The organism is Pseudonocardia thermophila, assembly GCF_900142365.1.
Classification (GTDB): domain Bacteria; phylum Actinomycetota; class Actinomycetes; order Mycobacteriales; family Pseudonocardiaceae; genus Pseudonocardia; species Pseudonocardia thermophila.
Genome location: NZ_FRAP01000010.1, coordinates 107601 through 133478 on the forward strand (window position 1 = coordinate 107601; position 25878 = coordinate 133478).

The 25878-nt window shown below is 73.1% G+C and carries 26 protein-coding genes; 13 read left to right on the forward strand and 13 right to left on the reverse strand.

The features are described 5' to 3' along the window. Nucleotide 1: 1 nt before the first annotated feature. The 5 genes from BUE41_RS14475 to BUE41_RS14495 all read right to left on the reverse strand — a co-directional run bounded on the left by BUE41_RS14475 (nt 2) and on the right by BUE41_RS14495 (nt 4276). Nucleotides 2-766, reverse strand: a complete 765-nt coding sequence (locus tag BUE41_RS14475) for a hypothetical protein (RefSeq protein ID WP_073457609.1) — start codon at nt 764-766, stop codon at nt 2-4. Nucleotides 767-806: 40 nt separating this feature from the next. Continuing rightward, nucleotides 807-1442, reverse strand: coding sequence for an AmiS/UreI family transporter (locus tag BUE41_RS14480; protein WP_073457610.1), 636 nt, complete (start codon nt 1440-1442; stop codon nt 807-809). A gap of 24 nt (nt 1443-1466) precedes the next feature. Then, the gene (gene fmdA / locus BUE41_RS14485; protein ID WP_073457611.1) at nt 1467-2720 is read right to left on the reverse strand and encodes a formamidase; all 1254 of its coding nucleotides are present in this window, start codon (nt 2718-2720) and stop codon (nt 1467-1469) included. Nucleotides 2721-2886: 166 nt separating this feature from the next. Next, entirely contained in the window at nt 2887-3168 is a 282-nt protein-coding gene (locus tag BUE41_RS14490; protein WP_073457612.1) for an FmdB family zinc ribbon protein, read from the reverse strand. A gap of 76 nt (nt 3169-3244) precedes the next feature. After that, nucleotides 3245-4276, reverse strand: coding sequence for a substrate-binding domain-containing protein (locus BUE41_RS14495; RefSeq protein WP_143172167.1), 1032 nt, complete (start codon nt 4274-4276; stop codon nt 3245-3247). Between the two features lie 125 nt (nt 4277-4401). On the opposite strand from BUE41_RS14495, the gene BUE41_RS14500 reads away from it, so the two are divergent. Beyond that, nucleotides 4402-4854, forward strand: a complete 453-nt coding sequence (locus BUE41_RS14500; protein ID WP_073457720.1) for a MarR family winged helix-turn-helix transcriptional regulator — start codon at nt 4402-4404, stop codon at nt 4852-4854. 10 nt (nt 4855-4864) lie between these two features. On the opposite strand, the gene BUE41_RS14505 is transcribed toward BUE41_RS14500, so the two are convergent. Beyond that, the gene (locus BUE41_RS14505; RefSeq protein ID WP_073457614.1) at nt 4865-5140 is read right to left on the reverse strand and encodes a helix-turn-helix domain-containing protein; all 276 of its coding nucleotides are present in this window, start codon (nt 5138-5140) and stop codon (nt 4865-4867) included. A 32-nt stretch (nt 5141-5172) separates the two neighbouring features. On the opposite strand from BUE41_RS14505, the gene map reads away from it, so the two are divergent. Further along, on the forward strand, nt 5173-5955 hold the full coding sequence (map, locus tag BUE41_RS14510) for a type I methionyl aminopeptidase (protein ID WP_073457615.1): 783 nt from the start codon (nt 5173-5175) through the stop codon (nt 5953-5955). A 26-nt stretch (nt 5956-5981) separates the two neighbouring features. Here map and BUE41_RS14515 read toward each other — a convergent pair whose 3' ends face one another. Continuing rightward, on the reverse strand, nt 5982-6794 hold the full coding sequence (locus BUE41_RS14515) for an NAD(P)H-binding protein (RefSeq protein ID WP_073457616.1): 813 nt from the start codon (nt 6792-6794) through the stop codon (nt 5982-5984). 74 nt (nt 6795-6868) lie between these two features. Here BUE41_RS14515 and BUE41_RS14520 point away from each other — a divergent pair, with 74 nt between their 5' ends. Next, nucleotides 6869-7237, forward strand: coding sequence for a winged helix-turn-helix transcriptional regulator (locus BUE41_RS14520; protein WP_073457721.1), 369 nt, complete (start codon nt 6869-6871; stop codon nt 7235-7237). A gap of 24 nt (nt 7238-7261) precedes the next feature. Continuing rightward, a complete protein-coding gene (locus BUE41_RS14525; RefSeq protein ID WP_073457617.1) occupies nt 7262-7969 on the forward strand; it encodes an MBL fold metallo-hydrolase in 708 nt (235 codons plus the stop codon). Here BUE41_RS14525 and BUE41_RS14530 read toward each other — a convergent pair. The 3 genes from BUE41_RS14530 to BUE41_RS14540 are packed head-to-tail and all read right to left on the reverse strand — an operon-like array spanning nt 7962 to nt 11443. After that, the gene (locus tag BUE41_RS14530; RefSeq protein WP_084755021.1) at nt 7962-8879 is read right to left on the reverse strand and encodes a sugar transferase; all 918 of its coding nucleotides are present in this window, start codon (nt 8877-8879) and stop codon (nt 7962-7964) included. The genes BUE41_RS14525 and BUE41_RS14530 overlap by 8 nt on opposite strands. Nucleotides 8880-8906: 27 nt before the next feature. Then, the gene (locus BUE41_RS14535) at nt 8907-10820 is read right to left on the reverse strand and encodes an acyl-CoA dehydrogenase family protein (protein ID WP_073457619.1); all 1914 of its coding nucleotides are present in this window, start codon (nt 10818-10820) and stop codon (nt 8907-8909) included. Further along, on the reverse strand, nt 10817-11443 hold the full coding sequence (locus tag BUE41_RS14540) for a TetR/AcrR family transcriptional regulator (RefSeq protein WP_073457620.1): 627 nt from the start codon (nt 11441-11443) through the stop codon (nt 10817-10819). The genes BUE41_RS14535 and BUE41_RS14540 overlap by 4 nt, the downstream gene beginning before the upstream one ends. 84 nt (nt 11444-11527) lie before the next feature. Here BUE41_RS14540 and BUE41_RS14545 point away from each other — a divergent pair, with 84 nt between their 5' ends. The 4 genes from BUE41_RS14545 to BUE41_RS14560 are packed head-to-tail and all read left to right on the forward strand — an operon-like array spanning nt 11528 to nt 16582. Beyond that, nucleotides 11528-12823: an acetyl-CoA C-acetyltransferase gene (locus tag BUE41_RS14545; protein ID WP_073457621.1), complete on the forward strand. Its 1296-nt coding sequence runs from the start codon at nt 11528-11530 to the stop codon at nt 12821-12823. A 2-nt stretch (nt 12824-12825) separates the two neighbouring features. Further along, nucleotides 12826-14163 carry a 3-oxoacyl-ACP reductase gene (locus tag BUE41_RS14550; RefSeq protein WP_073457722.1) on the forward strand — a complete coding sequence of 446 codons (1338 nt, stop codon included), beginning with the start codon at nt 12826-12828 and terminating at the stop codon, nt 14161-14163. Then, nucleotides 14163-14990 (forward strand): MaoC/PaaZ C-terminal domain-containing protein, encoded by an 828-nt coding sequence (locus BUE41_RS14555; protein ID WP_073457622.1) that lies wholly within the window; start codon nt 14163-14165, stop codon nt 14988-14990. Before BUE41_RS14550 ends, BUE41_RS14555 begins: the two co-directional genes overlap by 1 nt. Nucleotides 14991-15031: 41 nt before the next feature. Next, nucleotides 15032-16582: an adenylate/guanylate cyclase domain-containing protein gene (locus tag BUE41_RS14560; protein WP_073457623.1), complete on the forward strand. Its 1551-nt coding sequence runs from the start codon at nt 15032-15034 to the stop codon at nt 16580-16582. Here BUE41_RS14560 and BUE41_RS14565 read toward each other — a convergent pair. Beyond that, the gene (locus BUE41_RS14565; RefSeq protein ID WP_073457624.1) at nt 16540-17499 is read right to left on the reverse strand and encodes a GlxA family transcriptional regulator; all 960 of its coding nucleotides are present in this window, start codon (nt 17497-17499) and stop codon (nt 16540-16542) included. The two genes, BUE41_RS14560 and BUE41_RS14565, sit on opposite strands and share 43 nt — an antisense overlap. A gap of 62 nt (nt 17500-17561) precedes the next feature. Here BUE41_RS14565 and BUE41_RS14570 point away from each other — a divergent pair, with 62 nt between their 5' ends. Next, nucleotides 17562-18623, forward strand: a complete 1062-nt coding sequence (locus tag BUE41_RS14570; RefSeq protein WP_073457625.1) for a saccharopine dehydrogenase NADP-binding domain-containing protein — start codon at nt 17562-17564, stop codon at nt 18621-18623. A 9-nt stretch (nt 18624-18632) separates the two neighbouring features. Further along, complete coding sequence (locus BUE41_RS14575) at nt 18633-19529, forward strand: DMT family transporter (RefSeq protein WP_073457626.1); 897 nt, start codon at nt 18633-18635, stop codon at nt 19527-19529. Nucleotides 19530-19672: 143 nt separating this feature from the next. Here BUE41_RS14575 and BUE41_RS14580 read toward each other — a convergent pair whose 3' ends face one another. Together BUE41_RS14580 and BUE41_RS14585 are read right to left on the reverse strand one after the other, a co-directional pair. Beyond that, entirely contained in the window at nt 19673-20479 is an 807-nt protein-coding gene (locus BUE41_RS14580) for an inositol monophosphatase family protein (protein ID WP_073457627.1), read from the reverse strand. A 10-nt stretch (nt 20480-20489) separates the two neighbouring features. Then, nucleotides 20490-21035, reverse strand: coding sequence for an SACE_7040 family transcriptional regulator (locus tag BUE41_RS14585; RefSeq protein WP_073457628.1), 546 nt, complete (start codon nt 21033-21035; stop codon nt 20490-20492). 80 nt (nt 21036-21115) lie between these two features. Between BUE41_RS14585 and BUE41_RS14590 the strand changes: the two genes are divergently transcribed. The 3 genes from BUE41_RS14590 to BUE41_RS14600 are packed head-to-tail and all read left to right on the forward strand — an operon-like array spanning nt 21116 to nt 25838. Continuing rightward, complete coding sequence (locus BUE41_RS14590) at nt 21116-22684, forward strand: carboxyl transferase domain-containing protein (RefSeq protein ID WP_073457629.1); 1569 nt, start codon at nt 21116-21118, stop codon at nt 22682-22684. Between the two features lie 52 nt (nt 22685-22736). Then, on the forward strand, nt 22737-24686 hold the full coding sequence (locus tag BUE41_RS14595; protein ID WP_073457723.1) for an ATP-binding protein: 1950 nt from the start codon (nt 22737-22739) through the stop codon (nt 24684-24686). Between the two features lie 3 nt (nt 24687-24689). Further along, nucleotides 24690-25838: an acyl-CoA dehydrogenase family protein gene (locus BUE41_RS14600; RefSeq protein WP_073457630.1), complete on the forward strand. Its 1149-nt coding sequence runs from the start codon at nt 24690-24692 to the stop codon at nt 25836-25838. Nucleotides 25839-25878 lie beyond the last annotated feature (40 nt).

Below are 25878 nucleotides of genomic sequence, written 5' to 3' on the forward strand. Positions count from 1 at the left end.
CTCACGCGGGCTGCCGGCGGCGGCGCAGCGCGGCGACGGCCAGCTGCACCGCGGCCGCCACGGCGACGCCGGCCAGGAACGCGAGCAGGCCGAGCGCGTCGACCAGCACGGCGACCGCGAAGCAGAACCCGGCGAAGCCGAACAGCCCCGACACCATCCCGCGCAGCACCGCCGTCGACGCCGGTGGTCCGCCCTGCGCCAGCGTGAAGGCCGCGATCACGCTGGCCGCGGTGGGGAAGGTGGCCAGCGCTCCGGTCCACAGCGGGCCGAGCAGCTCCGCCGCCGTGGTCAGGGTGATCACCAGCGCCGCGGTGGCCAGCGCCCGGGCCGGCAGGTCCCACGCGGGCGGCGGGGCCGCCGTGCCCGGCGCGGTCGCGGGCGGCATCAGCGCCAGCGCCAGGACGGTCCCGGAGAGCGCCGCGGCCAGGGCCGGCAGCGCCGGCACCGGCCGCAGCGCCACGACGAGATCGATCGCGAGCACGACCACCCAGCTCACGGTGAGCGCCCGGACCCAGCCGAGCCGGCCGAGCCGGGCGAACACCAGCCCGAACGCGGCCAGCGCCACCAGGCCGAGCAGGGCTGCGACGGCGGCGGACCGCGTGAAGCCCGGTCCGCGCTCGACGTGCGTGACGAGCAGGACCGGGCCCGCGGTGATCGGGAACGCGACCAGCGCGCCGGTGACCGCCGGACCCCACCGCCGCCCCGCCAGCGTCGACGCCACCACCAGCGCGGGGGCGAGCACGAGCTTGAGCAGGACGACGGTCACCGCCGAGGAGTCTGCCACCGGCGCGGTGGCCGGGTGGGCGTCAGGCAGGCTGTCGCTGGCCCACCGACGGCTCGACGGGTGTGGGCCGGGACCGGCCCATCACCACGTAGAGCCCGCCGAACACGACGACCCCGAACACGGCCAGCGCCACCGCCAGCGGACCAGACCACGTTGCGTAGGCGCCGGTGAGCAGCAGGAGTGCCGGGATCCACCCGGTCACCCAGCCCTGGATGGCGCAGACCGCCCCGGTGTAGCGGCCGATCGCCTCGCGCTTGAGCCCCAGCAGCAGGAAGAACAGCAGCCACAGGAAGGCCCAGTACAGCCAGATCACGCCGAACGCGGGGTCGTTGAACCGGAAGAAGTTCAGCCCGGCGTAGACCAGCGCGGACAGGAACACGAACAGGCAGAAGTAGCCCAGCCCGGTCCCGTCGAGGTTCAGCGTGAGGTTCAGCGCGACGTAGAGGTAGGTGAACGCGAACATGTAGAGCGCGCCCGCCGACAGGATCGTGTCGGTGTCCCCGTTCGCGGTGAAGATGAGGTACGTCGGGGTCACCAGCTGCAGGCCACCGACGAAGAAGTTCATCGGCACGGCGGACCGCGCGTCCACCCAGCCCAGCAGCATCGCGCCGTTGATGAACAGCACGGCGCCCACGAAGAACAGTCCGACCGCACCCATGAGGTTCGCTCCTCTTCGCCGTGGTCAGGCCTTGGCGACCGGGACACCCTGGCCGGGATCGATCTTGTGCGGTCCCGTGGCGCTGGGCCGGACGTCGAAGTCGAAGATCGCGGTCGGGATGTAGACGGTCGAGCAGGAGTTCGGGATGTCCACGACGCCGGAGAGGCGGCCCTCGATCGGTGCGGCGCCGAGGATCATGTACGCCTGGATGTCGCTGTAGCCGAACTTCTGCAGGTAGTCGATGGCGTGCAGGCAGGCCCGCTGGTACGACAGGTGCGAGTCGAGGTAGCGCTGCTCGCCGTCGAGCGTCACGGAGGTGCCGGAGAACGCCAGCCACTGGTCGTAGCGCGGATCGACGTTGCCCGGCATGAAGATCGCGTTCTCGGAGACGCCGTAGGTCTCCATGCCGCCCTTGATCAGGTCGACGTGCAGGTCCATGAACCCGCCCATCTCGATGGCGCCGCAGAAGGTGATCTCGCCGTCGCCCTGGGAGAAGTGCAGGTCGCCCATCGACAGCTTCGCGCCCTCGACGAACACCGGGTAGAAGACGCGGCTGCCCTTGGTGAGGTTCTTGATGTCCTGGTTGCCGCCGTTCTCGCGAGGCGGAGCGGTGCGCGCGGCCTCGGCGGCGACTCGGTCGAACTCTTCGCCGCGCAGGTTGCCGAGGATGGCGCCGTCCGGGTTGGGCGGCAGCGCCAGCGGCGGCACCCGGTCCGGGTCGGTGGCGATCAGCGCGGCCTCGCGGGCGTTCCACGTGCGCAGCAGCTCGTGCGACGGCGCGGTGCCCATCAGGCCGGGGTGCACGATGCCGGTGAACGACACCCCGGGGATGTGCCGGGAGGTCGCGGTCTGGCCGCGGAAGTCCCAGATCACCTTGTAGGCGTCGGGGAACTGCTCGGTCAGGAAGCCGCCGCCGTTGCGGGTGGCGAACACGCCGGTGTAGCCCCAGCCCTGGCCGGCCAGCGGCCCGGAGTCCTCCTGCGGGATCGGGCCGACGTCGAGGATGTCGACGATGAGCAGGTCGCCGGGTTCGGCGCCCTGGACGGCGATCGGGCCGGAGAGCACGTGGACCTGGTTGAGCGGCGCGTTGAGGATGTCGTCGGCGGAGTCGTCGTTGTGGATCGCGCCGTCGAACCATTCGCGGCAGTGCACCCGGAAGACGTCGCCGGGTTTGACCTGGACGAGCGCCGGGATGTCGGGGTGCCACCGGTTGTGGCCCACGATCCGCTGCTCGGTGAACTTCTTCTGCGAGTCCAGCGGGAAGACGACTTCGGGCATGGCGGATCAGCACTCCTCACACAGATGGGCGGACGTACCGAGGGCCGGACGGGCAGACGCCGGTCCGGAACAGCAGGGGCCGCGCCGGTCAGGAGAGGGGACGGACGCGGTTCAGCGGGGAGGGATCAGGCAGGGATCAGGCAGGGACCGAGACGGAGCGGACGGGTCAGGGACGCGGCAGGCGCGCGGTGCGCGGATCGAGCTTCGGCGCGGGCCGACGCGCCTTCGTCGGCAGTGACGTGACGACCTCGGGCTCGGTGCGCGAGCGCTCGGCGCGGTCGAGCAGGGCCATGGCGCCCTTGTGGGCCAGCCCCAGCATCGGGCTGGTGTAGCGGCGCTGCGCGGGGGCGCCGCAGGCCGGGCAATCGATCACGGACGGGGCCGTGCCGATCGGGAGGCGCACGTCGACCGCGCCGTCCGCGGCGCAGCGGTAGCTGTAGGTGGCCATCGTGGGCACCCCCAAACCGATTCCTAGGAAATTGTTTCCCAGGAAACTAGCCAGGGGGTGCCCCGGTGTCAACGGGTCACAGCTCTTCGAGGACGTCCCAGTTCAGCCCGTCCGCGGCAGCGAGGAAGACGCGCTGGCGCAGGTGTCGGTCGCGCACCTCGACGGTCCCGCGCGGGCTCTCGTAGCTCAGCCCCTCCGAGACCGACATGAGCGACCGGACCGATGTCTCACCCGCGCGGCGCATCAGCGCCGTGAGCAGCCGCACGCCCTCGTAGCAGGACTCACCGAGGCTGTTGAGCACCGGCGCGTCCTCGCCGAAGCGGCGGAAGTAGGCCGCGGCGAAGTCCAGCCCCGCCTGGGTGGCCAGGTCCTCGAAGTAGCCCGCCGACGTCATCAGTCCGCGTGTGCAGTTCGCGCCCGAGGCGAGCAGCACGTTCTCGTCGATCAGCGAGCTGAACCGCAGCAGGTCCCGGTCCATCCCCGAGGCGGCGAACGCCCGGTTGAACTGCACCGCGTCCTCGCCGATCAACAGCATCAGGACGGCCTCGCAGCCGCTCGCCTCGACCCGGCGCAGCACCGCCGAGAAGTCGGTCGTGCCCAGCGGCACGTAGATCTCGTCGTGCACCGTGCCGCCGATCCGGCGCAGGTGGGCCCGTGCCACGGCGGCCGAGCGCCGCGGCCAGATGTAGTCGTCGCCCACGATCGTCCAGCGCCGGACGCCCGCCATGTCGGCGAACCAGTCCAGCGTCGGGGCGAGCTGCAGGTCGGGCGTCTCCCCGGTGAGGAACACCCCCGGCCGGCGCTCGCCCCCTTCGTACAGCGCCGTGTAGGCGTACGGGACCCGTCCGGCGATCGCCGGCGCGACCGCCTCGCGCACCGCGGAGATGTGCCATCCGGTGACGGCGTCGATCGCCCCCACCCGGATCAGCGCATCCACCTCGCGGGCCACCTCCGCGGGCTTCCTGCCCCCGTCCACCGGGAGCAGGCGAAGCTCACGACCGAGTACGCCGCCCTCCGCGTTGATCTCCTCGGCGGCCAGCTGGGCGCAGCTCTCGCAGGACGGCCCGAAGATCCCGGCCGGGCCCTGCAGAGGGACCACCAGCGCCATGGTCAGCACGTCGAGGTCCGGTCGCGGCGGCACGGTGAGTTCGTCTGGCGCCACCGTTGCGGCCATGGCCCGATACGCTAGCCAAAGCGTTCGTGTTCGTGCTGCTCCGATCGAGGGACTACCGAGTGGCTGCCAGTGGTGTCGACGACGACGAGACACTCCGATTGCTCTCGTCGGTGGAACGGACCCTCACCTCTCGGATCGACGACGCCCTACGGGCCCACGGTGCCGGGATCGACCAGTGGCGCATCCTCTCGCTGCTCGCCGATCGCGGCGGCCAGCCGATGAACGTCGTCGCCGAGCACGCGATGATGCTGGCGCCCAAGCTCAGCAAGCTCGTCGACAAGATGGTCGCGGACAACCTGATCCTGCGCCGTCCCGACCTGGAGGACCGTCGCCGTGTGCGCATCGCGGCCACCGAGCGCGGGAGGAAGGCCCTCGCGGAGTGGGACCGCGCGGTCGCTGCGGTGCAGGAGGACCTGCGTGCAGCGCTCGGTGAGGACGTCGAGAAGCTCACCGCGCTGCTGCGCCGGGCGCACGCCGGGCTGGCGCGCGGCGGGGTGCCGGTCGAGGACTGAGTCGGCTGGGTCAGGCCGTGGCGCGCCCGGGCGTCGGCTCGGACGTGGGTTGCGTGGCCGCGACGATCCGGTCCAGCGGCAGATCCAGCTCGACGGCCAGCGCGGCGACGGTGAAGAACGCCGGCGTGGGGATCCGTCCCGTCTCGATCTTGCGCAGCGTCTCGGGGGAGATGCCCGCGGCGAGCGCGACCTCGCCGATGCTGCGGGTGCCGCGGGCCTCGCGCAGGAGTCGGCCGAGCTTCTCCCCGCGTTCCCGGTCTGCCGGACTCAGGGGCACGCGCACCATGTCGTCATACTAATACCGGTATTGTTATCGGCATGTTCGCACTGAAGACGCCGGGCGAGATCGATGCGATCGCTGCGGCCGGCGAGGTGGTCGGGGCCGTGCTGACGGCGATCGGCGAGCACGCCGCGCCGGGGGTGACGCCCGACGAGCTCGACATGCTGGCCGCAGAGCAGATCGCTGCGCACGGCGCCAAGGCGACGTTCCTGCACTACCACCCGCAGTTCGCACCCACCCCGTACCCGGCGGTGACCTGCATCAGCGTCAACGACGCCGTCGTGCACGGCATCCCGACCGCGGTCCCGCTCGAACCCGGCGACATCCTCTCGGTCGATCTCGCCGTGCACCTCGACGGCTGGTGCGCCGACGCGGCGTTCTCCATGATCGTCGGCGAGCCGCGCAGCCCGAAGGACCAGAAGCTGATCGACACCACCGAGGCGGCGCTGGCCGCGGGCATCGCCGCGGCCGTCCCCGGAGCGCGGATGGGTGACATCGGGCACGCCATCTCCTCGGTCGCGCGCAGCGCCCGGTTCGGCATGCTGCGCGACCACGGCGGGCACGGCGTCGGTCGCGCCATGCACGAGGCTCCGCACGTGCCGAACGAGGGCAAGCGGCGCCGCGGCCTGGTGCTGCAGCCCGGGCTCGTCATCGCGATCGAGCCGATGCTGCAGGCCGGCGGCCACGACACCTACCGCCACGACCCCGACGGCTGGACCCTGCGGACCAAGGACGGCAGCCGGGCGGCCCACGCCGAGCACACGATCGCCGTCACCGAGGACGGGCCGCGCATCCTGACGGCGAGCCGCCCGCCGCACTGACCGCCCGCCGCACTGACCGTCCGCGGTCAGCTGAGCGCCGCGGCCACCGCGTCGCGCAGCGAGACCGGCGGTCGCCCGACGAGGTTCTCCAGGTCGTCCGACGGCTCGGCGAAGAAGCCGCTGGCGATCATGTCCCACATGAACGCGGTCTCGCCGAACTCGCTGGACGGGACCGCCCGGTAGGCGACCGGTCGTCCGCTCACCTCGGCGAGGACCTCGGCCAGTTCCGGCAGTGTGAACACCGTGCCGCGCAGCTCGTGCACGGTGTTCTCCAGCCCGTCCTCGGTCAACGCCGCGGCGGCCGCGGCGGCCAGGTCCGGCACGGAGGCGAAGTTCACCGGTCGGCCGCCGTCGGCGGCCTTGAGCTCGCCGGCCTCGACGGCGGCCGCCAGTCCCGGGTTGATCAGGAAGTGTAGGTAGAACGTGTTGCGCAGGGCCGTCCAGGCGACACCGGAGGTGCGCAGCAGTTCCTCGGTGACGGTGTGGTCGGCGAGGAAGCCCGTGGCGTTCTCGGCGCCGATCGCGCTCGTGTAGACGATCCGGCGCACACCGCTCGCCTTCGCCGCGTCGATCGCGTTGCCGTGCTGGCGCGGGCGGACGCCCGGGGTCGTGTCGGGAGAGGAGACGAGCAGCAGGGTGTCGGTGCCGGCGAACGCGGCGCGCAGCGAGTCGGGATCGTCGTAGTCTCCGCGGCGGACGGTGACGCCCTTGGCGGCGAGGTCCGCGGCTTTGGCCGGGTTCCGCACCACGGCGGTCAGCTCACTGGCGGGAACGGTCTCGAGGAGGGCGGCGATCGTCGCGCCGCCGAGGTTCCCGGTTGCTCCGGTCACGGTGATCATGTCTCGACGGTACGAGGACTGCTAACCTATCGAAAGTACGTACCTGGAGGTAAGTGCTGGACGGCGAGGTGAGCATGCAGGTCACACCCGCGTCCCCGCCGCTGCGGGGTGACGTGTTCGACAGCGACTGCCCGAGCCGCGCCGTGCTCGACCACGTCACCAGCAAGTGGGCGGTGCTCGTGCTCGCCGCGCTCACCGAGGGGCCCGCCCGGTTCAGCGCGCTGCGCCGGCGCATCAGCGGGGTGAGCGAGAAGATGCTCTCGCAGACGCTGCGCACCCTGGAGGCCGACGGGTTCGTGCACCGCGAGGTCGCGCCCACCACCCCGCCGCAGGTCACCTACCGGCTCACCCCGCTCGGCGAGGGCATCGCCGAACGCGTCACCGGGCTCGTCGACTGGATCTCCGAACGGCTGCCGGAGATCCAGGCCGTCAGGACGGGCTGAACCGCGCCGCCTACCCTCGGGACCGTGGACGACGGGGTGTACTTCCGGCAGCTGCTCTCCGGGCGGGACTTCGCTGTGGGCGATCCCGTCGCGACGCAGATGGTCAACTTCAGCTACCTGATCGGCGACAAGGCCGAGCGCGAGGCCGTCGTCGTCGATCCGGCGTACGCGCCCGGGGACATCATCGACATCCTCGCCGCCGACGACATGCGCTTGACCGGTGTTCTGGTCACCCACCACCACCCCGACCACGTGGGCGGTTCGATGCTCGGGTTCGACCTCGTCGGGGTCGCCGAGCTGCTGGCCACCAACCCGGTGCCGGTGCACGTCAACCGGGCGGAGGTCGAGTGGGTGCGGCGCACCACCGGCCTGTCGGCGACCGACCTCACCGCGCACGACCACGACGACGAGATCACCGTCGGCGACGTGCCGATCCGGCTCCTGCACACCCCGGGGCACACGCCGGGCAGCCAGTGCTTCCTCGTCGACGGCAAGCTGGTCGCGGGCGACACCCTGTTCCTGCAGGGCTGCGGCCGCACCGACTTCCCCGGCGGCGACCCGGACGCGCTCTTCCGCAGCCTGCAGCAGCTCGCCGCGCTCACCGGTGACCCGATCGTGCACCCCGGGCACCTGTACTCGGCGGAGCCGAAGGCTGCGCTGTCCGAGGTGCGGCGCACCAACCCGGTGTTCCGGGCGCAGTCGGCGGCGCAGTTCCGCGCGATGTTCACCTGACCGCGAGCTGCCCCGTCCAGGAGGGCGAGTTCTCCCGACCGGCCCCGCGAGTTGCCCGGTGCGACCCCGCGAGTTGTCCCGTACGGCCCGGCGAGTTGCCCGGACCGGACCGGCGAGTCGCCCCGCGCGGGTCGGCGAGTTGCCCGGTGCAGGTCGGTGAGTCGCCCCGTGGGGGAGGTGAGTCCGGCTGCGCCGGACGCAGTTCCGCCCCAGTTCGGGCAACTCGGTGGTCCGGTCCGGGCAACTCACCCACCCTTGCGGGGCAATTCGCGGTGCCGGTCGGGGCAACTCGCGGGCGGGTTCCGCGGGCCGTGCGCACCACGGCCCCCACCGTGCGCAGCAGGATCAGCAGATCCAGCTTCAGCGACCACGTGTCCGCGTAGAGGTTGTCGACCCGCGCCCGCTCCTCGATCGACGTGTCCCCGCGCAGGCCCTCCACGACGGCCAGCCCGGTGAGTCCGACCGGCACCCGGTGCCGCTGCGCGTAGCCGGGCACGGTCGCGGAGAACTCCTCCACGAAGTACGGCCGCTCCGGGCGGGGCCCGACCAGGCTCATGTCGCCCTTGAGCACGTTGACCAGCTGCGGCAGCTCGTCGAGGCTGGTCCGGCGGATGAACCGGCCGACGGGACCGAGCCGGGCGTCGTCGTCGATGTTCCAGCGCACGTCGCCCTCGTTCCCGACGGGCTTGAGCGAGCGGAACTTGTACAAGGTGAACACGCGTCCGTGCTGGCCGACCCGCTGCTGGCGGAAGATCACGCCAGGTCCGCCCTCGATGCGCACAGCGACCGCGAGCGCGAGCAGCGTCGGCAGCACGAGGACGAGCCCGACCAGCGCCCCCACGACGTCGAGCCCGCGCTTCACCGCGCGGCGGCACCGGTCACCAGGTGCTCCGCGCATCCCCCTGTCCATGGTGGCAATGATCGTCGCGCGAGCCGATCAAGACAGCGGTGCTGACTCGTGAACCGCGGGGATGCCAGCACCACCGTCGTCCGCCGGGTCCAGCTCACCGGCGAGCATCGGGCACGCGAGCCACCTCTCGGGGATCCCGAACGCGTCGACCAGCTCGCGGGCGTGCGGGCGCAGCTCGGCGCACAGCGCGTTGACCTCCTGCGTGACCGCCTTCGCCCGCGTCGCGCTGAGGTAGGCGTGCCCGGTGAAGAAGCCCGCCTCGGCCTCAATCACCGATAGCGCGTGCAGGTCCAGCACCTTCCCGAGCAGCGCCTTCGTCGCCGGGGCGGCGCACCGGTCGACGGCCCGCGCGAACGCGTCGAACACGATCCGGTCGACGTGGGCCCGCGCGGCCGCCAGCAGGTGGTCCTGCGCTGCGTTGAAGATCGCGAACTGGTCGGCGCCGGGCTTGAGCGCGGCCCGCATCCGCTGTGCGACGGTCGCGATCTGGTGCTCCTCCCGCGCTGCCAAGAGCCGCCGCTGGTGGGCGCGGTCGCGCAGCCCACCCCGGACGAGCAGTGCCCGCGCGCCGGTGCGCTCCAGTGCGAACTCGGCCAGCAGCTCGGCGCCCAGCCGCGCCTTGCCCGCGAGGTCCAGTCCGGCCATCCGCCTGCCGTACTCGTTCAGCAGCGTCTTCGCGACCAGCTGCAGCAGCACCGTGTTGTCGCCCTCGAACGTGGTGAACACGTCGGTGTCGGCCTTGAGCTGCGGCAGCAGGTTCGCCGACAGGTAGCCGGCTCCGCCGCACGCTTCCCGGCAGGTCTGGATCGTGCGGGTGGCGTGCCAGGTGCCGACGGCCTTGATCCCGGCCGCCTCCGTCTCCAGCGCGCGCTGCCGGGCTTCGTCGGGCTCGGCGGCGGCGTGCAGCTCGTGCAGTTCGGCCACCAGCTCGTCCTGGGCGAAGTGCAGGGCGTACGTGGTGGCGAGCGCGGGCAGCAGCTTGCGCTGGTGCACCAGGTAGTCGAGGACGGGGCGCTCCTCGCCGGTGGCGGGATCGGCGAACTGGCGGCGGAGGTCGCCGTAGCGGATCGCCAGCGTCAGCGCCTTCTGCGCGGCGGCCCCGGCCCCGCCCGCGACGGAGATCCGTCCGCGCACCAGCGTGCCGAGCATCGTGAAGAACCGGCGGGTCTCGCTCGCGATCGGGCTGGTGTACGTGCCGTCGGGCGCGACGTCGCCGAAGCGGTTGAGCAGGGCGGTCCGCGGTACCCGCACGTGGTCGAACGTCAGCCGCCCGTTGTCGACGCCGTTCAGCCCGGCCTTGTGGCCGCAGTCGCCGATCGTGACGCCGGGCATCGGTCGCCCCTGCGCGTCGCGGATCGGGACGAGCAGGGCGTGCACCCCGTGCCCGCGACCCTGTGTGACGAGCTGGGCGAACACGACCGCCAGGTGCCCGTCGCGGGCGGCGTTGCCGATGTAGTCCTTGCGCGCCGAGGGGTCCGGCGTGTGGACGACGAACTCCTGCGTCCGCGGGTCGTAGGTGGCGGTCGTGCGCAGGTTCTGCACGTCGGAGCCGTGCCCGGTCTCGGTCATGGCGAAGCAGCCGAGCAGCTCGCCGTCCATGATCCGCGGCAGGTGCTCGGCGTGGTGCCGCTCGGTGCCCAGCGCCTGGATCGCGCCGCCGAACAGCCCCCACTGCACCCCGGCCTTGACCAGCAGCGACAGATCAGCCCAGGCGAGCATCGCGAACGCGGTCACCACTCCGCCGACGTCGCCGGCGAAGCCGCGGTGCGGCCGGCCGGTCGCGGCCAGTCTGCGCAGGTTCGCCAGGGTGAGCGCCCGGTGCTCAGCCAACGAGAGCCCCGGTTCGGCCGTCATGTCCTCCTGCGTCAGCTGCGCCCGCACGTCCGCCCGCACCTCGGCGAACCGCCCGTCGAGCACCTTCTGCAGCTCGGTGGTGGTCATCGTGCCCCCTCGGTGACGCCGGCCAGCCCGTGCCAGGCGAACTCGGTGATCCGGGCGGCCAGCTCTGTCCTGGTGACGCCCGCCGGTGCGGCGAGCCAGTGGTCGGCGGCTCCGCGGACCAGCCCGACCAGGGCGTGTCCCCAGGTCGGCGCGGGGGCCGGGTCGAGCCCGGCGCGCGCGAGCTCCTCCGCGATGACCTCGGCGGCCTGGTCGCCCAGCATCGAGACGAGATCGGCGAGCGGGTCGCCGGGTGTGGAGTCGACGAGCGGGCGGTGCACCACGAACCGGTACAGCTCGCGATCGTGCTCGACCATCTCCAGGTACGCCTCGATCGCCGCGGTGGTGCGGGTGCGCGGATCGCCGTCGCCCTGCATCACCGTGCGGATGCGCTCGGCCAGCACCTGCGCGACCCGCCGGCACACGGCGACGTAGAGCGCGGCGCGATCGGCGAAGTGCCGGTAGACGACGGTCTTGGACGTGCGCGCGCGGGCGGCGACCTCATCCATCCCGACCCCGGCGCCCTGCTCCCGGATGGCCTGGATGGCGGCGTCGACGAGCTGGGCCCGGCGTGTGCGGCGGTGGGCGTCCCAGCGGCTGGTGCGTCGGTCCCGCGGCACGTTCACGGAACCGACGGTACCGTGTACTTTGAGTACCGGCTACCGATGGGTAACCGAGGGTCGGCCATCGCTCTCGGGTAAGGAGCTCCCATGACATCCGTCCGCAGGGCCGCCGTCATCGGCGGCAACCGCATCCCGTTCGCCCGATCGAACGGCGCGTACGCGGAGGCGTCCAACCTGGACATGCTCACCGCGGCGCTGGACGGGCTCGCCGCGCGCTTCGGGCTGGCCGGCGTCGAAGTCGGCGAGGTCGCCGGCGGCGCCGTGCTCAAGCACAGTCGGGACCGGGATCTGACCCGCGAGGCGGTGCTCGGCTCCTCCCTCGCGCCCACCACCCCGGCCTACGACGTCGCGCAGGCCTGCGGTACGGGCCTGGAGACCGTGGTGCTGGTCGCCAACAAGATCGCGCTCGGGCAGATCGAGAGCGGCATCGCGGCGGGCGTCGACTCCGCCAGCGACGCGCCCGTCGCGCTGAACGACGATCTCCGCCGCGTGCTCATGAAGCTCAACGGCGCCAAGAACCTGCAGCAGCGCATCGCCGCGCTGGCCGGGCTGCGGCCGGGCCAGATCGTGCCGGAGCTGCCGCGCAACGCCGAGCCGCGCACCGGCCTGTCGATGGGTGAGCACGCCGCGATCACCGCGCTGGAGTGGGGCATCACCCGGGAGGAGCAGGACGAGCTCGCCGTCGCGAGCCACCGCAACCTCGCCGCCGCCTACGACCGCGGCTTCTTCGACGACCTGGTCACCCCGTTCCTGGGGCTGTCCCGCGACTCCACCCTGCGCGCCGACACGTCGGTGGAGAAGCTGGCCAAGCTCAAGCCGGTGTTCGGCACCCGCGGCAAGAACGCCGCGGCCGCCACGATGACCGCCGGCAACTCCACGCCGCTCACCGACGGTGCGGCGACCGTGCTGCTCGGCTCCGACGAGTGGGCGGCCGAGCGGCGGCTGCCCGTGCTCGCCCACGTCGTGGACGCGCAGACCGCAGCCGTCGACTTCGTGCACGGCGAGGACGGGCTGCTCACCGCCCCGGTCTTCGCGATGCCGAAGCTCTTGGCGCGCAACGGGCTCACGTTCGCCGACATCGACTTCTTCGAGATCCACGAGGCGTTCGCCTCCACCGTGCTCGCCACCCTCAAGGCCTGGGAGGACCCGGCATTCGCCGAGGAGCGGCTCGGCCTGGACGCCCCGCTCGGCCCGATCGACCGGTCGAAGCTCAACGTCACCGGCTCGTCGCTGGCCACGGGGCACCCGTTCGCCGCGACCGGCGGGCGCATCACCGCCACGCTGGCCAAGCTCCTGCACGAGAAGGGCCCCGGGTCGAAGGGCGTCATCTCCATCTGCGCGGCCGGTGGCCAGGGCGTCGTCGCACTCCTGGAGGGGGCGTGATCATGACGGGCGATCTCCTGCGCGACATCACCCAGATCGGACTGGTCCGCAAGCTCGGCGTGCCGCGCATCCCGGTGCTGCGCCGGTACGAGCCCGGTGCCCCGCTGCTCGACGGGCCCGCGCTCGTCGGCGTGATCGGTGCGGGCCGGTTCGCCGAGCCGATCCGGGCGCTGCTCACGGCCGCCGGTGTCGCCGATGCCGGGGACGAGGGCAGGATCGCCGCCGTCGTGCTGGACGCGAGCGCGGTCCGCACGATCGACGAGCTCGCCGGGGTGCAGCAGTTCCTCACGCCGACGATGCGGCGGCTGCAGCCGTGCGGGCGGGTGCTGCTCATCGCGCCCGAGCCGGACCCGGCCGATCCCGAGGCCGCCGCCGTCGCACAGGCCTTCGACGGGCTGGTCCGGTCCATCGGCAAGGAGCTGCGGGCGGGAGCGACGGCGAACCTGCTCGTCACGACTGCCGAGACCGATCCGGCCGCGCTCGATCCGTCGGTGCGGTTCTTCCTGTCCGCCCGCTCCGCTTACGTCGACGGGCAGGTCGTGCACGTCGGCCCGCCGGTGGGCCGTGCGGTCGATCCCGCGGCCGCCGGCGACCCGGCGCCGGCCGACGAGCCGCTCTCCGGGCGGGTCGCGCTGGTCACCGGCGCCGCCCGCGGCATCGGGGCGGCGGTCGCCGAGACGCTGGCCCGCGACGGTGCCACGGTCGTCGCGATCGACGTCCCCGCCGCCGGCGACGCGCTGGCCAAGGTGGCGAACGAGATCGGCGGCACCGCGCTGCAGCTGGACATCACCGCGCCCGACGCGCCCCAGCGGATCGTCGCGCACCTCGAGGAGCGCCACGGCCGGGTCGACGTCGTCGTGCACAACGCCGGCATCACCCGCGACAAGCTCCTGGCCAACATGACCGCCGACCGCTGGAACGCCGTGCTCGCGGTGAACCTGCGCGCCCAGTTGGCGATCAACGCCGCGCTCGGCGAGGTCTTGTCCGACACCGCGCGGATCGTGTGCGTGGCCTCCACCAGCGGCATCGCCGGCAACCGCGGCCAGACCAACTACGCGGCCAGCAAGGCGGGCGTGATCGGGATGGTCCGGGCACTCGCCCCCCAGCTCGCCCCCCGTGGCGTCACGATCAACGCGGTCGCGCCCGGCTTCATCGAGACCGAGATGACCGCGAAGATGCCGGTCGCGACCCGCGAGGCCGGCCGGCGGATCAACTCGCTGCGCCAGGGCGGGCTGCCCGTCGACGTCGCCGAGACCATCGCCTGGCTCGCCCGCGCCGACAACGGCGGGGTCACCGGGCAGGTCGTGCGGGTCTGCGGCCAGAGCTGGCTGGGGGCGTGATGGCGCTCGGGCTGCTCTACGCGAAGGCGGCCGCCACGGCGCTCGGGCCGCGGTCGAGCACGCTGCCCGACACGGTGGTGCGCCGCATCGCGGCGATCGACCGCGCGCACCTGGCCGCCTACGCCCGGCTGTGCGGGTTCCGCTTCGGCGACGCGGTGCCCGTCCCCTACCTGCACGTGCTGGGCTTCCCGCAGCAGATCGAGCTGATGGCGACCCGGGCGTTCCCGTTCGCGCTGCCCGGGCTGGTGCACGTGCGCAACACCGGCACCGCGCACCGGCCGGTCGACGCCGCCGAGCGGCTCTCGATCGCGGTGCACGCCGAGCGCCTGCGCAGCCACCCGAAGGGAGCGCAGGTCGACCTCGTCACCGAGATCGACGTGGCCGGCGAGCGGGTGTACGACGGGCGCAGCACCTATCTCGCGCGCGGGGCCTCCGCGCCGCTCGCCGAGGCCGATCCGCCGGGGCCGCAGCCGTTCGAGGACGGTCCGCCGACCGCGACCTGGCACCTCGACGCCGGGCTCGGGCGGCGCTACGCGCGCATCAGCGGTGACGTGAACCCGATCCACCTGTCGCCGCTGGCGGCGAAGGCGTTCGGGTTCCCGCGGACGATCGCGCACGGCATGTACACGGCTGCCCGCGCCCTCGCGAGCCTCGACGGGCGTCTGTCCGGCGCGCTGACCTGGGACGTCAAGTTCGGCAAGCCGCTGCTGCTGCCGTCGGTGGTGCAGCTGCGCACCGCGCCGACGGGTGACGGCTGGGCGATCGATGTGCGCTCGGAGCAGGCGGTGCACCTGACGGCGACCGTCAGCGAAGCCCGCTCGGGGTAGCAGTGGATCGCCCGTTCGGGCGTGCCACCTAGACTTCCGGCATGTGCGCGCACCAGCGCAGACGGCGGCGGTGGGTCATCGACCTGCGGGCCCGCCTCGAGCTGGGCGTTGTGATCATCGGGGCGAACCTGCTCGGCTCCTTCGGGGTCTTCGTGTTCGCCACCTGGGTGATCCCCGAGGGCCCGCTGGAGGACCCGGCGCTCGTGCGCGGCACGAACATGCTGCTCTTCGCGGCGTACCTGGCCGTCGCCCTGCCGCTCGGCACCTACCTCGGCGCCCGCCGGTTCCAGCTGTGGAACCACGGCACCGAGGAGGAGCAGCGCCGCCGCGAGCGGCGGTTCGTGCTCTACGGGCCGCTGCGGCTGGTCGTCGTGCAGTCGGTGCTGTGGCTGATCTGCGCGGTGCTGTTCACCGCCTTCAACCTGCCGTACTCGCCGCTGCTGGCGCTGCGCATCGGCGAGACCGTGGTGCTCGGCGGGATCGTCACGTCCGCGCTGACCTACCTGCTCGCCGAGCGGGTGCTCCGCCGCCCCGCCGAGCAGGTGCTGCGCGACGTGCCCGTGCGCGGGCGGCGACTGCCCGGCGTCCTCACGCGCTCGCTGGTGTTCTGGGCGCTCGGCTCGGCGGTACCGGTGTTCGGGCTGATCCTCGCTGCGGTGTCGGTCTTCCTGTTCGACGACGTCACGACCACCCAGCTCGCGCTCATCGTGCTGGCCGTCGGGGCGGTGGCGATCCTCGGCGGGTTCGTCGTCACGGTCGGGGCCGCGCGCGCCGTCGCCGACCCGGTGAACGCGGTGATCTCGGCGATGGCCCAGGTCGAGGCCGGCGATCTCACCGTCACCGTGCCCGTCTACGACGGCACCGAGGTCGGGCAGCTCCAGTCGGGCTTCAACACGATGGTGGCCGGCCTGCGTGAGCGCGAGCGCATCCGCGACCTGTTCGGCCGGCACGTCGGCCAGGAGGTCGCCGAGGCCGCGGCCGCTGCCGGCGAGGTGCGCCTGGGCGGCGAGCGCCGCACCGCCGCCGTGCTGTTCGTCGACATCGTCGGCTCCACCGGCCTCTCAGCCTCTCGGGAACCGGAGGAGGTCGTCGCGGTGCTCAACCGGTTCTTCGCCGTGGTGGTGGAGACCGTCGAGGAGCACGGCGGCTGGATCAACAAGTTCGAGGGCGACGCCGCGCTGGCCGTCTTCGGCGTCCCCGCGCCGGTCGCCGACCCGGCGGGGGCCGCGCTCGCCGCCGCGCGGGTACTGGCCGACCGGCTCGCCGCACGCGTCCCGGAGGTCGGCTCGGGCATCGGGGTCTCGGCCGGTGAGGTGGTGGCCGGCAACGTCGGCGACGTGCGCCGCTACGAGTACACGGTGATCGGCGACCCGGTGAACGAGGCCGCCCGGCTCACCGACGTCGCCAAGGCCGTCGCCCGCGGCGTGGTCGCCGCGGCCGCGGCCGTCGAGCTGGCCGGCCCGGCCGAGGCCCGTCGTTGGCGGCTCGGCGACGCCGTCGTGCTGCGCGGGCGCACCGAGCCGACTCGCCTGGCCACGCCGGTCGCGGCTTACCCGGCCGCCGTCGAAGCGCGGCCGAACGTCGCCCGGTAGGTCGTCGGGCTGACCCCGACGGCGGCGCGGAAGTGCCGGCGCAGCGTGGCCGCGGTGCCGAGCCCGCAGCGGGCGGCGACCTGCTCGATGCTCGCGTCGCTGGTCTCCAGCAGCTCCTGGGCCAGCGCGACCCGCTGGCGGTGCAGCCACTCCAGCGGGCGGGCCCCGGTCTCGGCCTGCATGCGTCGGGCGAGCTGGCGGGTGGACAGGCCGGCGCGCCGGGCGAGATCGGTGACGGTGATCGGCCGGTCCAGGTGCGCGCGGGCCCAGTCCAGCGCCGCGGCCAGCGCGTCGGCCGCCCGGGGCGTGCTCGGCGGCGCGATGAACTGCGCCTGCCCGCCCGGCCGGTAGCCGGGCCCGACGAGCATGCGGACCAGCCCGTTCGCCGCCGCCGCACCGAAGTCGCGCCGCACGAGGTGCACGCACAGGTCCAGGGCCGCCGTCTTGCCCGCTGAGGTCAGCACCTGCCCGTCGTCGACGTAGAGGACGTCCGGGCGCACGTCGATCCGCGGATAGCGCCGGGCGAGCTCCTCCGCGTGCATCCAGTGGGTGGCCGCGGGGCGCCCGTCGAGCAACCCGGCTGCGGCCAGCACGAACGCGCCGGTGCACAGCGCGACGATGCGCGCTCCCCGCTCGTGCGCTGCCCGCAGCGCGGCGACCAGTTCGGGATCCACCGGGCCGACGAGGTCGTCGGTGGAGGGTACGACCACGGTGTCCGCGGCCGGCAGGTCGGCGAGTGCGCACGGCGGCACACCGGGCAGCCACCGCTCCGGCGTGCCCACGGCGGCCCAGGCCGCGAGCGCGTACCACTCGCCGTTCGGGGCGAGCTCGGCGCGGTCCACCCCGAACACCTCGGCGGCGATGGCCAGCTCGAGCAGCATCGTGTGCTCGTGGACGGCGATCACCACGCGGTGCATGTCCGAAACTGTACGCACAGCGTCGGATCGGACGCTCGTGACGGCGGGGGAGCCCGAACACGATGGCGGGCCTGCACAAGGTCGTCGTCTACGGCGCGTACGGACACACGGGGCGGTTCGTCACCGCGGAGCTGGTCCGGCGCGGCCTGCTGCCCGTCCTGTCCGGCCGCGACCCGGTCAAGCTCGCCGCGCTGGGCGCGCGGTACCCCGATCTCGCGCAGCGGCCGGTCGCGCTGGACGACCCGGTCGCGCTCGCGGCCGTCCTGGCCGGGGCCGACGCGGTGATCAACACCGCCGGGCCGTTCCTCGACACGGCCACTCCGCTCGCGACTGCCGCCGTCCGTGCGGGCGTCCCCTACCTGGACGTCTCCGCCGAGCAGGCGTCCACCGCGGCCCTGCACCGCGGACTCGCTGCGGCGGCGGAGGCAGCCGGGATCGCGGTCGTGCCCGCGACCGCGTTCTACGGCGGGCTGGCCGATCTCCTCGCCACCGCTGCGCTCGCCGGGGAACCGGCCGAGGAGATCACGATCGCGATCGCGCTCGATCGGTGGTGGCCCACCGAGGGCACCCGGGTGACCGGGCGGCGCAACACCGCACCTCGGCTCGTCGTCGACGGCGGCCGGCTCGTGCCGCTGGAATCCCCGCCGCCCACCCGGACCTGGGTGTTCCCCGCGCCGTTCGGCGCGCAGGACGTCGTGGCGCTGCCGTTCTCCGAGATCGTCACGATCGCCGCGCACCTGGAGGTCGAGGCGGTGCGCTCCTACCTCGCGACCCGGGCGCTGCAGGACCTTCGCGACCCGGCCACGCCGGCCCCGGTGGCCGTCGACGACACCGGTCGCTCCGGCCAGCGGTTCGCCGTCGACGTGCGCGTGCGCACCGCGACGGGTGAGCGGCGGATCACCGCCTCGGGGCAGGACATCTACGCGGTGACCGCGCCGATCGTCGTCGAGGCGGTCACCCGGATCCTCGACGGGCGGGCGCCGCGGACCGGCGTGCTCGCGCCGGGCGCACTGCTCGACGCGGCCGACGTGCTCGCCGCGCTCTCCCCGGTGCCGCTGCAGGTGGCGGGATCTGGTGACGTGATGGCCGAAAACTGTGCGCGTGCGGCGGGACCGGCCGCATAACGTCGACCGGTGACCGCTCCTCCTGCACCCGCTCGAGCTGTCCGTCGCGTCGGTTGGGCGACCGTCGCCGCCATCGCCTTCACCGTCCTCGCCTGGTCGTCGGCCTTCGTCGGGATCCGCGCCGTGACCAGCACCTACGCGCCCGGCCCGATGGCGCTGGGGCGCCTGCTGGTCGGCGTGGTGGTGCTGGGCGTGCTGATGCTGCTGAGCCGGCAGCGCTGGGTGGCGCCGACCCGGCGCGAGTGGGGTTTCCTCGTGCTCTGCGGGCTGTCCTGGTTCGCCGTCTACAACGTCGTGCTCGCCGCCGCCGAGACCCGCATCGACGCGGGTACGACGTCGATCCTGGTCAACGTCGGTCCGGTGCTGATCGCGCTGATGGCCGGGGTGCTGCTGGGCGAGGGTCTCCCGCGGTGGCTGATCGTCGGGGCGCTCGTCGCGTTCGCGGGCGCGGTGCTCGTCGGGCTGGCCACCAGCGAGGGCAGCGCGGACCTGCTCGGCGTGCTGTTCGGTCTCGCCTCGGCCGTCACGTACGCGATCGGGGTGCTCGCGCAGAAGCCCGCGCTGCGCCGCCTGCCGTTCCTGCAGGTGACGTTCATCGTGTGCGCGATCGGGGCGGTGGCCTGCCTGCCGTTCGCGCCCTCGCTCGTCGAGACCGCGGCGGCGGCACCGGCCTCCGCCACCGGGTGGCTGATCTACCTGGGGGTGGTGCCGACCGCGCTCGCCTACAGCACATGGGCGTACGCGCTGGCGCGCGTCGACGCCGGCCGGCTCGGCATGAGCACCTACCTCGTGCCGCCCGTGACGGTCGCGATGTCGGCCGTCCTGCTGGCCGAGCTGCCGCCGCTGCTGGCGATCGTCGGCGGCGTGGTCTGCCTGTCCGGGGTCGCCCTCTCCCGGCGCAGGTAGGGGCCGGGCCGAGCGGTGGCCCGAGGGCTGCTCGATCCGGTCCGATGCTCGGCCCCCGGATCTCCACGAACGGCCCTCTCGTGAGCACCACTGCTCGCGAGAGGGCCGTTCGCGGAGGAACCGGGATCTGGGCGCGGGGCGGCTCAGGTCCCGGCCAGCACGGCCAGCAGTTCGTCGTGCACCGCCCCGTTGCTCGCCGCCACGTCAGTGACGTCGGCGCTGGTGATCCGCCGCCCGGACAGGTCCGTGACCCGCCCACCGGCCTCCTCGATCAACAGCTGACCGGCGCTGATGTCCCACGGCGCCATCTCCCGCTCGACGTAGGCGCCGAAGTGCCCGGCCGCGATGTGCGCCATGATCAGCGCAGGCGCGCCGGGGGAGCGCACGCTGCGGGCGGCGTTCAGCAGCCGCTCCACGGTCCCGGCGTACCGGTGGATGCGGGCCGGGTCGGCCGACTGGATCTGCGTGGCCACGACGACCGAGCGCAGCGGCGCGGTCGCCGAGCCGGGGAGCGGCTCGCCGTTCATCGTCGCGCCGAGCCCGCGGGCCGCGCAGAACAGCTGGTCGTGCACCGGGTCGCACACCGCGCCCACGACCACCTCGTCGCCGCCGTGCTCCTGGCAGCGCAGCGCCACCGACACCGCGTACCAGGGGATCCCGTGCGCGTAGTTGCTGGTGCCATCGAGTCCGTCGACGTACCAGACGTGCCGGTCGTCGGTGCCGGCCACCGTGCCCTCCTCGCCGACGACGACGTGGTCGGGGAACGCGGTCCGCAGCTCAGCGACGACGGCGGCCTGTGAGGCGCGGTCGGCCGAGGTCGTCAGGTCGACGGCCGCGTCCTTGAGCGTCACGTCGAGTTCGGCGCGGTCCGTGCCGGCGAGCACGCAGCCGCCGGCGCGGGCCGCGGCGGCGCACACCGCGAGTGCGTCGTCGATCAGTCCGCAGCGCATGGCCGCGAACCTACGCGGCGTGCAGCGCCGCCAGTGCCATCCGCTTGAGCACCTCGGCGGCCGCGGCCGTGCGCCCGGCGTGCGGGGTCGAGTTGAGCAGGCCGAACGCTCCGTGCGCGGCGACGCGGCGCTGCGCGTCGTCGAGTTCGGGTCGGATGCTGCGCAGCACGTCCACCCAGATCTCGACGTAGGTGCGCTGCAGCTTGCGGACCTTGGCCCGCGCCGTGGGGTTGAGGTTGGCCAGGTCGCGGTCCTGCACGATGATCAGCTCCGGCTTGCGGGTGGCGAACCGGGCGTGGAAGTCGATCAGCTCGCGCAGGCGCTCAGCCGGGTCGGCGACCTCGGCGGCGATCTTCTCCCCGCCGGCGAGCAGGTACTCGCTGATGCCGACGAGCATCTCCTCCAGCAGGGCGTCCTTGCCCGGGAAGTGCCGGTAGAGCGCGGGTCCGCTGATCCCGACCGCGGCGCCCAGATCGGCGATGCTCACGCCGTGGAAGCCGTGCTTGGCGAACAGCTGCGCGGCGACGGTCAGGATCTGCTCGCGTCGACCGGACATCCTGGCATGTTAACGAATGCTCACCCGGTCGTACCAGATGGGGGCTGGATCGCGGCGTTAACAACTATTAACCTGTCGACATGCTCGCCACCACGGCCGCACCACCGCTCGCCGTCTCCGCGGCGCCCAACCCCGAGTACGAAGAGGCTCACCGCGCACTCGTCGCGGACCTGCGCGACAAGCTGGCCGAGGCAGCGCTCGGCGGCCCCGAGCGCGCCCGCGTCCGCCACGTCGAGCGCGGCAAGCTGCTCCCGCGCGAGCGGGTCGACACCCTGCTCGACCCCTCCTCGCCGTTCCTGGAGCTCTCCCCGCTCGCCGCGCACGACATGTACGGCGGCGACGCTCCCGGCGCCGGGATGATCACCGGCGTCGGTCGGGTCAGCGGGCGCGAGTGCGTGATCGTCGCGAACGACGCCACCGTCAAGGGCGGCACCTACTACCCGATGACGGTCAAGAAGCACCTGCGCGCCCAGGAGGTGGCGCTGCAGAACCGGCTGCCGTGCATCTACCTGGTCGACTCCGGTGGCGCGTTCCTGCCCGAGCAGGACAACGTGTTCCCGGACCGGGAGCACTTCGGCCGGATCTTCTACAACCAGGCCACGATGTCCGGCCTGGGCATCCCGCAGATCGCCGCCGTGCTCGGCTCGTGCACCGCCGGCGGCGCGTACGTGCCGGCGATGAGCGACGAGGCGGTCATCGTCCGCGACCAGGGCACGATCTTCCTGGGCGGCCCGCCGCTGGTGAAAGCCGCTACCGGCGAGGTCGTCACCGCCGAGGAGCTGGGCGGCGGGGAGCTGCACTCCAAGGTCTCCGGCGTCACCGACCACCTCGCCGAGGACGATGCGCACGCGCTCGCCATCGTCCGCTCGATCGTGGCGACGCTGGGCCCGCGCCCGCCGCGGCCGTGGGACGTCGCGCCCACCGAGGAGCCCCTCGTCGATCCCGACGAGCTGTACGGCGTGGTGCCCACCGACCCGCGCATCCCCTACGACGTGCGCGAGGTGATCGCCCGGATCGTCGACGGCTCGCGGCTGCACGAGTTCAAGGCCGAGTACGGCACCACGCTCGTCACCGGGTTCGCGCGCATCCACGGCCACCCGGTCGGGGTCGTGGCCAACAACGGGATCCTGTTCTCCGAGTCGGCCGTCAAGGGTGCGCACTTCATCGAGCTGTGCGATCAGCGCGGTATCCCGCTGGTGTTCCTGCAGAACATCACCGGGTTCATGGTCGGGCGCGAGTACGAGGCAGGCGGCATCGCGAAGAACGGCGCGAAGATGGTCACCGCCGTCGCGTCGACCCGGGTCCCGAAGTTCACCGTGATCATCGGGGGCTCCTTCGGCGCCGGGAACTACGCCATGTGCGGCCGGGCCTACTCGCCGCGCTTCCTGTTCATGTGGCCCAACGCGCGCATCTCCGTCATGGGCGGGGAGCAGGCCGCCACCGTGCTCGGCACCGTCGGCAGCGGGGTCGATCCCGATGCGGTCCGCGCCCAGTACGAGCGGCAGGGCCATCCCTACTACTCCACGGCCCGGCTGTGGGACGACGGCGTGATCGACCCGAAGGACACCCGCACCGTCCTCGGCCTCGCCCTGTCCGCGGCCGCCAACGCGCCGCTTCCCGATCCGGCGTTCGGCGTCTTCCGGATGTGATCTCGATGCCGGCTGCCCACACTGCTCGTCACCTGCCCCGGGGAGGGTGCTGATGTTCGCCACCGTGCTCGTCGCCAACCGCGGGGAGATCGCCGTGCGCGTGCTGCGCACGCTGCGCCGGCTCGGTGTCCGCGGCGTCGCCGTCCACACCGACGCCGACGCGGGCGCGCCGCACGTCGTCGCCGCCGACGTCGCCGTCCGCATCGGCAGCTACCTCTCGATCGACGACGTGCTCGACGCTGCCCGCGCCACCGGCGCCGAGGCGATCCACCCCGGATACGGCTTCCTCGCCGAGAACACCGCGTTCGCCGCAGCGTGCACCGCCGCGGGGATCGCGTTCGTCGGTCCGCCCGCCTCGGCCATCGAGGCCATGGGCGACAAGATCCGCGCCAAGCAGACCGTCGCCAAGGCCGGCGTGCCGGTCGTCCCCGGCTCCGACGGCGCCGGGCTCTCCGACGCCGAGCTGGTCGCGGCCGTCGCTGAGATCGGCTACCCGGTGCTGCTCAAGCCCAGCGCGGGCGGCGGCGGCAAGGGCATGCACGAGGTGCACCGGCCCGAGGACCTCGAGGCTGCCATCGCCACCGCTCGCCGCGAGGCGAGGAGCTCGTTCGGCGATGACACGCTGCTCGTCGAGCGGCTGGTCACCAGCCCGCGGCACATCGAGATCCAGGTGCTGGCCGACGCCCACGGCAACGCCGTGCACCTCGGCGAGCGCGAGTGCTCGCTGCAGCGGCGCCACCAGAAGATCGTCGAGGAGGCGCCGTCGCCGCTGCTCACCCCTGAGCAGCGGGCGGCCATGGGCGCGGCCGCGGTCGAGGCGGCGAAGTCCGTCGGCTACACCGGCGCCGGCACGGTCGAGTTCATCGTCGGCGCCGATCGCCCCGACGAGTTCTTCTTCATGGAGATGAACACCCGGCTGCAGGTCGAGCACCCGGTCACCGAGGAGGTCTACGGGGTCGACCTCGTCGAGCTGCAGCTGCGCGTCGCGGCCGGCGAGGTGGCGCCGTGGCCCGCCGAGCTCGAACCGCGCGGCCACGCGATCGAGGCCCGCGTCTACGCCGAGGACCCGGCCGCCGGGTTCCTGCCCACCGGCGGCCGAATCCTCGCCCTCGACCTGCCCACAGGGGTGCGCGTCGACGCGGGCGTCGCAGCGGGCGGCACCGTCGGCAGCGACTACGACCCCATGCTCGCCAAGGTCATCGCGCACGGCCGCGACCGCGCCGAGGCGCTGCGCCGCCTGGACGTCGCCCTGTCGCAGACCGTGCTGCTCGGGCTCGGCACCAACATCGGCTTCCTGCGTGCGATGCTCGCTGATCCCGACGTCGTCGCAGGCCGGCTCGACACCGGGCTCGTCGGCCGCAAGGTCGACGACTGGGTCTCCGCCTCCGTCCCCGACGACGTGCTCGCCGCGGCCGCCGCGCACCGCCTGCTGGCCCTCGAACCGGCCGGTCCGGTCGTCGACCCGTTCGAGATCCCGGGCGCCTGGCGGATCGGCGGACCCGCCTGGACCACGTTCCGGTTCACCGTCGACGAGCCCGTCGCGGTCAAGGTCCGCGGCCGGGCGGTCGCCGCCGAGGTCGTCGTCGGCGACGGGAAGCCGGCCACGCTGTCCGCGCGCCGCGCAGGCGATCGGATCGCGGTCACCCTCGCCGGCCGTACCCGCACCTACGCCGTCGCCGAGGACGGCCCCACCCTGTGGATCGGGCGCGACGGGGGCGCCTGGGCCGTCCGCGAGCAGGAGACCGCCGACGTCGCCGCGGCCGCGCACGCCGCCCACGGCGGCCCGGTCACCTCGCCCATGCCGGGCACCGTCACGATCGTCGACGTCACCGACGGCCAGCGCGTCACCGCAGGTCAGCGCGTTGCCGTCGTTGAGGCCATGAAGATGGAGCACGCCCTCGTCGCCCCCGTCGACGGAGTCGTGCGGGACCTGCGCGCCCGCGCCGGGGCGACCGTCGCCCGCGGCGCCACCCTGATGATCGTCGAACCCGAGGAGGGCTGACCCATGGACTTCGAGCTGAGCGAGGAACACGCGGCGCTGCGCGCGACCGTGGAGGACTTCGCCCGCAAGGAGGTCGCCCCCGTCATCGGGGACTACTACGAGCGCTGCGAGTTCCCGTACGAGATCGTCGCGAAGATGGGCGAGATGGGCCTGTTCGGCCTGCCCATCCCCGAGGAGTACGGGGGCATGGGCGGCGACTACTTCGCGCTCTGCCTCGCGCTGGAGGAGCTGGCCCGGGTCGACTCGTCCGTCGCGATCACCCTCGAGGCCGGGGTGTCGCTCGGCGAGATGCCGATCTACCGCTTCGGCACCGAGGAGCAGAAGCAGCAGTGGCTGCCCGATCTCGCGGCCGGCCGCAAGCTCGGCGCGTTCGGGCTCACCGAGCCGGGCGGCGGATCCGACGCCGGCGCCACCCGCACCACTGCTCGCCTCGAGGACGGCGACTGGGTGATCAACGGCAGCAAGGCGTTCATCACCAACTCCGGCACCGACATCACCGCGCTCGTCACCGTCACCGCCGTCACCGGCGAGCACGACGGGCGCAAGGAGATCTCGGCGATCATCGTCCCGTCCGGCACCGCCGGCTTCACGGTCTCGGAGAAGTACTCGAAGGTGGGCTGGTCGGCGTCCGACACCCACGAGCTGTTCTTCGACGACTGCCGCGTGCCCGAGGCCAACCTCGTCGGCGAGCGCGGCCGCGGCTACGCCCAGTTCCTGTCGATCCTGGACGAGGGCCGCATCGCCATCGCGGCGCTGTCGGTCGGGCTGGCCCAGGGCTGCGTCGACGAGTCGATCCGCTACGCCCGCGAGCGGGAGGCGTTCGGCCAGGCCATCGGTCGCTACCAGGCCATCCAGTTCAAGATCGCCGACATGGAGGTGCGCGCGCACACCGCCCGCCTGGCCTACTACGCGGCCGCCGCGAAGATGCTGCGCGGTGAGCCGTTCAAGAAGGAGGCCGCGATCGCCAAGCTCGTCGCCTCCAACGCGGCCATGGACAACGCCCGCGACGCCACGCAGATCTTCGGCGGCTACGGGTTCATGAACGAGTACCCGGTCGCCCGCTTCTACCGCGACGCCAAGATCCTCGAGATCGGAGAGGGCACCTCCGAGGTGCAGCGCATGCTCATCGCGCGGCAGCTCGGGGTCGCGTAGCGACACCCGAGCCGGAGACCGGACCCGTCGGGCCGAGCGG